The following is an 8924-nucleotide window of genomic DNA, read 5'->3' as shown; positions in this document are numbered from 1 at the left end:
GGGCAGGGAGGGGCGGGGGCGGTGCGGCCGGGGGGGGGGGGGGGGTGGCCGGGCCGGTGTGCGGGGAGGGGGCTCAGCCGGTGGCGGCGGCCTCGCGTTCGCGCAGTTCGCGGCGGAGGATCTTGCCCGCCGCCGACTTCGGGACGGCGTCCAGGAACTCCACCGCCCGTACCTTCTTGTAGGGCGCGACCTGGCCCGCGACGAAGGCCGCGACCTCCTGCTCGGTGAGGGCGCTGCCGGGGGCCCGGACGACGAAGGCCTTGGGGCTCTCGGTGCCCTCGGCGTCGCGCACCCCGATCACCGCGGCGTCGGCGATCTGCGGGTGGCTCAGCAGCAGCGCCTCCAGTTCGGCGGGGGCGACCTGGTACCCCTTGTACTTGATCAGCTCCTTGACCCGGTCGACGATGTGCAGGTAGCCGCGTTCGTCGACGAAGCCGATGTCGCCGGTGTGCAGCCAGCCGTCGGCGTCGACGGTGGCGGCGGTGTCGGACGGGCGGCCGAAGTAGCCCTTCATCACCTGCGGGCCGCGGATCAGCAGCTCGCCGCGCTCCCCGGGCCCGAGGTCGGCGCCGGTGCCGTCCAGCGCGGTGACCCGCAGCTCGGTGGAGGGCAGCATCCGGCCGACCGAGCCCGGCGAGGGGTCGGGGTCGCCCGGGGACATCACATGGCTGACCGGGGACAGCTCGGTCATGCCGTAGCCCTGGAGGATCCGGGGCAGGCCGAGGCGGCGGGCGCAGGCTTCGGCGAGTTCGCCGTCCAGCGGGGCGGCGGCGCAGAGCAGGTACTCGACCGAGGACAGGTCGAAGCCGTCGACCAGCGGGTGCTTGGCGAGGGCGAGCACGATCGGCGGGGCGGCGAGCACGGACTGCACGCGCTGGTCCTGGATGGTGCGGCAGAACTGCTCCAGGTCGAAGCGGGGCAGCACGACCACGGTGGCGCCGCAGCGCAGCGGCTGGTTGAGCAGCGCGGCCAGTCCGTAGATGTGGAAGAACGGGAGCACCGCGAGCACCCGCTCGCCCACCTCGGGGCGGAAGACGGCGTCGGTCTGGGCGAGGTTGGTGGCGATGGACCGGTGGGTGAGCATGACGCCCTTGGGCAGGCCGGTGGTGCCGCTGGAGTACGGCAGCACGGCGACGTCCCGGCCCGGGTCGAGGTCGATCTCGGGTTCGGGCCCGGTGGCGGCGAGCAGGTCGGCGAGCGAGAGGTGGCCCTCGGCGCCGTCCAGGACGACGATCGCGGCGAGTTCCCGGCCCTCGGCGGCGAGCTTCTCGGCGGCGGCGCGGGCGGTGGGCAGGAACGGCGACACGGTCAGCAGCCAGCGCGCGCCGCTGTCGGCGAGCTGTCCGGCGAGTTCGCCGGGGGTGGTGAGGGAGGAGACGGGGGTGACGGTGGCGCCGGCCCGGGTGGCGCCGAAGAAGGCCATCGGGTAGCGGATGGTGTTGGGGCTGAACAGGGCCACCACGTCGCCCTGGCGGACGCCCGCTTCGGCGAGGCCGGCCGCGACCCGGCCGACGGCGTGGGCGAGCTGCGCGTAACTGACCGTCTCGCCGGTGATCCCGTCGATGAGGGCGGGCCGGTCGCCGTGGCGTTCGGCGTCGCCGAGAACGGCGTCGTGCAGGGCGAGGTCGACGATGCCGACGTCCGGGAACTCGCTGTGGAACACCAAGGCGTGCCTCCTGTGCGGTAGTTGGCGCGGGGCGGGGCGACCGGCGGGAGGTCCTCTGCGACCGGCCGTACGGCGCGCGCACAGGAGCATACGGACAGTGGGCGGTCGGTGCGCCCCTGTGACGGACGTTTGGCGGAGCGCGCGGGGCGCAGGGGTGGCGCGGTATGGCGAAACACGAGGTGGGGGCGGGTCGCGGGTGCGCCGGGGTGGTGGGGCGGGCGGGATCCGGTCAGATGCCAGAACGATGATGCGACGATCTGTTCGAGGACGAATCGGGTGGAGGGGCGTTGCGCGGGTCGCGCGGGTCGCGCGGAGGGGCTCGGGGACGAACCTGCCGGAGGGGCCCGGGGCGGCGATCCGGGCCCGGGCCGGGTCAGTACGACTTGGGCAGGCCGAGGGTGTGCTGCGCCACGTAGTTGAGCACCATCTCGCGGCTGACCGGGGCGACCCGGCCGACCCGGGTGGCGGCGAGCAGCGCGCCCAGCCCGTACTCCTGGGTGAGGCCGTTGCCGCCGAGCGTCTGCACCGCCTGGTCGACGGTCCGGGCGGCGGCCTCCCCGGCGGCGTACTTGGCCATGTTGGCGGCCTCGCCGGCGGCGGCGTCCTCGCCCCCGTCGTAGAGCAGCGCGGCCTTCTGGGTCATCAGCCGGGCCAGTTCGATCTCCACCGCGCACTGCGCCAGCGGGTGCGCGAGGCCCTGGTGGGCGCCGATCGGGGTGGACCAGACGACCCGGGTGCGCGCGTACTCGACGGCCTTGCCGAGCGCCTGCCGGGCCAGCCCGAGGGAGAAGGCCGCCGTCATGATCCGCTCGGGGTTGAGGCCGGCGAACAGTTGCAGCAGTCCGGCGTTCTCGTCGCCGACCAGTGCCTCGGCGGGCAGCCGGACGTCGTCCAGGAAGACCTGGAACTGCCGTTCGGGAGCGACCAGTTCCATCGGGATGGGCCGGTACTCGAAGCCGGGCGTGTCGCGCGGGACGACGAACAGGGCGGGCTTCAGCTTCCCGGTGCGGGCGTCCTCGGTGCGGGCGACGAACAGCACGGCGTCGCAGTGGTCGATGCCCGAGACGAACACCTTCCGGCCGGCCAGCAGCCAGTCCTCGCCGTCGCGGCGGGCGACGGTGGAGATCCGGTGGGAGTTGGAGCCCGCGTCCGGCTCGGTGATGCCGAAGGCCATCCGGCGGCTGCCGTCGGCCAGACCGGGCAGCCAGTGCCGCTTCTGCTCCTCGGTGCCGTAGCGGGCGATCACGGTGCCGCAGATCGCCGGGGAGACGATCAGCAGGAGCAGCGGGCAGCCCGCGGTGCCGAGCTCCTCCAGGACGATCGCGAGGTCGGTGATTCCGCCGCCGCCCCCGCCGTACTCGGCGGGGAGGTTGACGCCGAGGTAGCCGGCCTTGCCGGCCTCGGCCCAGAGTTCGTCGGCGGGCTCACCGGCGCGCGCCTTGGCGAGGTAGTAGGCGGAGCCGTAGCGGCCGCCGAGGTCGGCGACGGCGCGGCGCAGGGCGGTGCGCTCGGGGGTCTCTATCAGCTGGCTGCCGGGAGCGGTGGTGCGCGGTGCGGACATGGCTGGTCCTTCCGGGCGGTTCTTCGGCGGGGGTTGCGGGGTGGCGGGACAGCGGGGGCTCGGGGTGGCGGGGGTCGCGGGACAGCGGGGGCTCGGGGTGGCGGGGCAGCGGTGTAGCGGTGTAGCGGTGTGCTTGTGGCTGGGCGTCGCGGTGGTTCAGGGCGCGGGGTGCACGACGGCGAGCAGGGCGCCCAGTTCGACCTGCTGCCCGGGGGTGGCCCGGAGTTCGGCGAGGACGCCGTCGGCCGGGGCGGTGACCTTGTGCTCCATCTTCATCGCCTCCAGCCAGAGCAGCGGCTGTCCGGCGGCGACGGTGTCGCCGACCTCGGCGGCGGTGCGGACGACGGTGCCCGGCATCGGGGCGAGCAGGGCGCCGGGGTCGGTCTGCCCGACGGGGTCGGGGAAGCGCGGGAGCGCCGTGAGCACGGTGCTGCCGAACGGCGTGTCGACGTAGACCCGGTCACCGTGGCGGGCGACCGCGTAGGCGCGCCGGACCTCCCCCTCGCTCAGCACCACCCGCCCGGCGGAAGCCTCGACCAGCGCCACCCCGGGGTGCTCCTCGGCCCGCAGCCCGTCCCGGGTGAGCCGGTAGCGGACCACCGTCTCCGCGCCGTCCTCGGTGCGGTAGCGCCTGACCTGCGGCTGGGAGGGCAGGTTGCGCCAGCCCGACGGCAGCGCGCCGGTCCGCGCCGCTGACCGGGCGGCCGCCTCGGCGAGGGCGGCGGCCAGGGCCGCGCGTCCGGTGCCCTTGGCGTCCGGGGCGAGCAGCCCGGCCGCGTGCTCGGCCAGGAAGCCGGTGTGCACCTGCCCGGCGAGGAAGGCCGGGTGGCGCAGCGCCCGGACCAGCAGCTCCCGGTTGGTGGCCGGTCCGTGGACCTCGGCGCGGGCCAGCGCGTCCGCCAGCCGGCGGGCGGCGGCGGTGCGGGTCGGCGCCCAGGCGATCACCTTGGCGAGCATCGCGTCGTAGTGCGGGGTGATCTCGCCGCCGGGTGCGACCCCGGAGTCGAGCCGCAGTCCGGCCGCGCCCGTCGAGGTGAACTCCTGGGGGCCGGAGGCGAGTTCGAGCCGGTGCAGGGTCCCGGTGGCGGGCTTCCAGTCCTTGGCCGGGTCCTCGGCGTAGAGCCGGGCCTCGACGGCGTGCCCGGCGGTCGGCGGCGCGTCCGGGCCGGGGAGCTTCTCCCCTTCGGCGACGGCGAGTTGGAGCGCGACCAGGTCCAGTCCGGTGACGGCCTCGGTGACCGGGTGCTCGACCTGGAGACGGGTGTTCATCTCCAGGAACCAGAACCGGCCGTCCTCGGCGAGCAGGAACTCGGCGGTACCGGCGCCGGTGTAGCCGATCGCGCGGGCCGCGTTCACCGCCGCGGCGTGCAGGGCCGTGCGGACGTCGTCCGGGACCCCGGGGGCCGGGGCCTCCTCGATCACCTTCTGGTGGCGGCGCTGCAGTGAGCAGTCGCGGTCGCCGACCGCCCAGACCGTGCCGTGCGCGTCCGCCAGCAACTGGACCTCGACGTGCCGGCCGGTGGGCAGGTAGCGCTCGCAGAACACCTCGTCCGAGCCGAAGGCCTTGGCCGCCTCGGCCCGGGCGGCGCCGAGTTCGGCCGGCAGGTCGGCGAGGTCGCGGACGATCCGCATGCCGCGCCCGCCGCCGCCGGCGGCCGCCTTGACCAGCAGCGGCAGGTCCGCCTCGGTGGGGGTGTCGAGCGCGTCCAGCACGGGCACCCCGGCCTCGGCCATCAGGTGCTTGGCCGCGGTCTTGGACCCCATCGCGGCGATCGCGGCCGGCGGCGGCCCGACCCAGCACAGGCCGGCGTCCAGTACGGCCTGCGCGAACGCCGGGCTCTCGGAGAGGAATCCGTACCCCGGGTGGACGGCATCGGCCCCGGCCTCCAGCGCGGCGCGGACGATCAGATCGGCCCGCAGGTAGGTGTCGGCGGGCGCGGCGCCGGGCAGCCGGACGGCGGTGTCGGCCTCCCGGACGTGCGGGGCGTCCGCGTCCGGGTCGGCGTACACGGCGGTGGTGGCGATGCCGAGTTCGCGGCAGGTGCGGAAGATCCGGCGGGCGATCTCGCCCCGGTTGGCGACCAGCAGGTTGGTGATCGGTAGGGCACCCGTGCTGCTCGGGTGGTCGGTGGTCATCGGGTGGTCGGTGGTGATCGGGTGGTCGGTGGTCATCGCGGGAAGCTCCCTCACATCCGGAAGACGCCGTAGCCGGGTGCGCCCTCGACCGGCGCGTTGTGGATCGCCGAGAGGCAGAGCCCGAGCACGGTGCGGGTGTCGCGCGGGTCGATCACCCCGTCGTCGTAGAGCCGGCCGGACAGGAACACCGGCAGCGACTCGGCCTCGATCTGCTGCTCGACCATGGCCCGGATCGCGGCGTCCGCGTCCTCGTCGTACGGCTGCCCCTTCGCCGCGGCCGACTGCCGGGCGACGATCGACAGCACCCCGGCCAGCTGCTGCGGCCCCATCACCGCCGACTTGGCGCTGGGCCAGGCGAACAGGAACCTCGGCTCGTAGGCCCGCCCGCACATGCCGTAGTGCCCCGCCCCGTACGAGGCGCCCATCAGCACGGACAGGTGCGGCACCCGGGAGTTGGCGACGGCGTTGATCATCATCGCGCCGTGCTTGATGATGCCGCCCTGCTCGTAGTCCTTGCCGACCATGTAGCCGGTGGTGTTGTGCAGGAACAGCAGCGGGACCGCCCGCTGGTTCGCCAACTGGATGAACTGGGCCGCCTTCTGCGACTCCTGGCTGAACAGCACGCCCTGCGCGTTGGCCAGGATGCCGACCGGGTAGCCGTGCAGGCGGGCCCAGCCGGTGGCGAGGCTGCTGCCGTAGCGCGGCTTGAACTCGTCGAAGTCCGAGCCGTCGACGATCCGCGCGATCACCTCGCGCGGGTCGAAGGGGACCTTCAGATCGCCGGGGACGATGCCGAGCAGTTCCTCCTCGGCGTACTTCGGCGGCTCGGCGGAGCGGTCCGGATCGGGCCCCGGCTTGCGGTGGTTGAGCCGGGCGACGATCCGCCGGGCGAGGCGGAGCGCGTCCGGCTCGTCCAGCGCGAAGTGGTCGGCCAGGCCGGAGACCCGGGCGTGCATCTCGGCGCCGCCGAGCGACTCGTCGTCGGACTCCTCACCGGTGGCCATCTTCACCAGCGGCGGTCCGCCGAGGAAGACCTTGGCGCGTTCCTTGACCATCACGGTGTGGTCGGACATGCCGGGCACGTAGGCGCCGCCCGCCGTGGAGTTGCCGAAGACGACGGCGACGGTGGGGATTCCGGCGGCGGAGAGCCGGGTCAGGTCGCGGAACAGCGCGCCGCCCGGGATGAAGATCTCCTTCTGGCTGGGCAGGTCGGCACCGCCGGACTCGACCAGGTTCACCAGCGGGAGCCGGTTGGTGAGGGCGATCTCGTTGGCCCGCAGCGCCTTGCGCAGTGTCCACGGGTTGGAGGCGCCGCCGCGCACGGTCGGGTCGTTGGCGGTGATCACGCACTCGACGCCCTCCACCACGCCGATGCCGGTGACCAGCGCGGCGCCGACCGGGTAGTCGCTGCCCCAGGCGGCGAGCGGGGAGAGTTCCAGGAACGGCGAGTCCTCGTCGATCAGCAGCTCGATCCGTTCGCGGGCGAGCAACTTGCCGCGCTTGCGGTGGCGTTCGACGTACTTGGGGCCGCCGCCGGCCAAGGCTCTGGCGTGCTCGCCGTCCAGTTCGGCGAGTTTGGCGAGCATCGTCTCCCGGAACGCGGTGTACTCGGCGCCGCCCGGGTCGAGGCGGGTGGGCAGGACGGTCACAGCAGGGCCTCCGGGATGTCGAGTCGGCGCGAGCGCAGCCACTCCCCCAGCGCCTTCGCCTGCGGGTCGAAGCGGTGCTGGGCGGCGACGCCCTCGCCGAGCAGGCCGGTGATGGTGAAGTTGAGGGCGCGGAGATTCGGCAGGAGGTGCCGGGTGATGGGCAACTCCGCCGTCTCCGGGAGGAGTTCGCGGAGCAGTTCGGTGGTGAGGGTGCGGGAGAGCCAGCGCCAGCCGGGCTCGTCCCGGGCCCAGACGCCGAGGTTGGCGTCGCCGCCCTTGTCGCCGCTGCGGGCGCCGGCCACCAGGCCGAGCGGAACCCGGCGGGTGGGGCCGGGGTCGACTGCGCCCGTCTCCACGTCCGGTTCGTCCTGCTCCGGCTGCTCCCCGGTGGTGGCGGTGACCGGCGCGGGCGGGACGGCCACCCGGCGCCCGTCCGGCAGTACGGCGGTGTGCTCGACCTCCCCCGCCGCGATGTACGCGGCCTCGAACACCCCGTACGGGGCGCCCGGCCCCGGCGGGGCGGTGAGGTGGAAGCCCGGATACCCGGCCAGCCCCATCTCGACGGCCACCCGCCCGAGTTCGCGCCCGACCCGGGCCGGGTCGCCGTCCCTGGCGGTGAGCCGCAGCAGCGCGGAGGCGGCCTCCTCGGTGGCGGCGTCGGCGTGGTCGGTGCGGGCCAGCGTCCACCGCAGTTCGGCCGGCCGCCGGTCGGCCGCCAGCCCGTCCTCGAACTGCCGCCGCACCAGGGCGGCCTTGGCCTCGATGTCGAGCCCGGTGAGGACGAACACCACCTCGTTGCGGTGGCCGCCGAGCCGGTTGAGCCCGGCCTTGAGGGTGGCCGGGGGCGCCTCGCCGCGCACCCCGTCGATCCGCACCCGGTCCGGCCCGTCCTCGGTCAGCCGGACGGTGTCCAGGCGGGCGGTGACGTCCGGGCCGAGGTAGCGCGGACCGCCGGTCTCGTAAAGGAGTTGGGCGGTCACCGTGCCGACGGTGACCGCGCCGCCGGTGCCCGGGTGCTTGGTGACGACGCTGGACCCGTCCGCGTGGAGCTCGGCGAGCGGGAACCCGGGCCGGGTCACGTCGTGCTCCCGGAAGAACGCGTAGTTGCCGCCGGTGGCCTGCGCGCCGCACTCCAGCACGTGCCCCGCCACCACGGCACCCGCGAGCGCGTCCAAGTCCCCGGCACCCCAGCCGAAGTGGGCGACGGCCGGGCCGACCACCAGCGCCGCGTCGGTGACCCGCCCGGTGACCACCACGTCCGCCCCGCCGCGCAGGCACTCCGCGATCCCGAACGCCCCCAGATAGGCATTGGCCGCCAACAGCCCGCCGGGGAGTCCGAGTTCCTTGTTGCGCGGCAGCAGATCGTCACCCTCGACATGCCCGACGGCCGGGTCCAGCCCCTGGCTCTTCGCCAACTCCCGCACCGCGTCGGCCAGTCGCGCGGGGTTCAGCCCGCCCGCGTTGACCACGATCCGCACCCCGCGCTCCAGCGCGAGGCCGAGGCACTCCTCCAGCTGCCGCAGAAAGGTCTTCGCGTAGCCGAGCGAGGGGTCCTTCAACCGGTCCCGCGCCAGGATCAGCATCGTCAACTCGGCCAGGTAGTCCCCGGTGAGCACGTCCAGCGGCCCACCGGTGAGCATCTCCCGCATCGCCGAGAACCGGTCCCCGTAGAACCCCGAGGCATTCCCGACCCGCAACACCGCCGCGCGGTCACCCGCCCCGGCCTCCGACCCCACTCGCACGCCTACCCCCAGAGGTGGCCCAACGATCGCCGTCGGTGAGCACACTGGCACCCACCGAAAGAAAAAGCAATCACGCCTGCTTGTTTTTCTTTCCCCGGGCCTCCCCGGCCGCGCTCGCCACCGTGTGACCGGACACGCTTGTTGGCGGTACGACACGATATTTGGCGACG

The 8924-nt window shown here is 74.3% G+C and carries 5 protein-coding genes; all 5 read right to left on the bottom strand.

What is annotated here, in order from left to right:
• Positions 1-73: 73 nt before the first annotated feature.
• Positions 74-1666 (bottom strand): 4-coumarate--CoA ligase family protein, encoded by a 1593-nt coding sequence (locus tag IF01_RS0124850; protein ID WP_030395752.1) that lies wholly within the window; start codon positions 1664-1666, stop codon positions 74-76.
• Positions 1667-2039: 373 nt separating this feature from the next.
• A complete protein-coding gene (locus IF01_RS0124845) occupies positions 2040-3227 on the bottom strand; it encodes an acyl-CoA dehydrogenase family protein (protein ID WP_030395751.1) in 1188 nt (395 codons plus the stop codon).
• Positions 3228-3383: 156 nt separating this feature from the next.
• Positions 3384-5363, bottom strand: coding sequence for an ATP-binding protein (locus tag IF01_RS0124840; RefSeq protein WP_051756162.1), 1980 nt, complete (start codon positions 5361-5363; stop codon positions 3384-3386).
• A gap of 50 nt (positions 5364-5413) precedes the next feature.
• Complete coding sequence (locus IF01_RS0124835; RefSeq protein ID WP_030395749.1) at positions 5414-7012, bottom strand: acyl-CoA carboxylase subunit beta; 1599 nt, start codon at positions 7010-7012, stop codon at positions 5414-5416.
• The gene (locus IF01_RS0124830) at positions 7009-8661 is read right to left on the bottom strand and encodes an acyclic terpene utilization AtuA family protein (RefSeq protein WP_244215619.1); all 1653 of its coding nucleotides are present in this window, start codon (positions 8659-8661) and stop codon (positions 7009-7011) included. Before IF01_RS0124830 ends, IF01_RS0124835 begins: the two co-directional genes overlap by 4 nt.
• Positions 8662-8924 lie beyond the last annotated feature (263 nt).

The organism is Kitasatospora purpeofusca (assembly GCF_000718025.1).
Lineage (GTDB): Bacteria > Actinomycetota > Actinomycetes > Streptomycetales > Streptomycetaceae > Kitasatospora > Kitasatospora purpeofusca.
The sequence above is the reverse complement of the archived record's forward strand: the minus strand, read 5'-3'. Positions and strand labels throughout refer to the sequence as shown.

Excerpts from the sequence above, each read along its gene's own strand:
- IF01_RS0124845 (WP_030395751.1), bottom strand. The coding sequence starts at position 3,227 with ATGTCCGCACCGCGCACCACCGCTCCCGGCAGCCAGCTGATAGAGACC.
- IF01_RS0124840 (WP_051756162.1), bottom strand. The coding sequence starts at position 5,363 with ATGACCACCGACCACCCGAGCAGCACGGGTGCCCTACCGATCACCAAC.
- IF01_RS0124830 (WP_244215619.1), bottom strand. The coding sequence starts at position 8,661 with ATGCGGGAGATGCTCACCGGTGGGCCGCTGGACGTGCTCACCGGGGAC.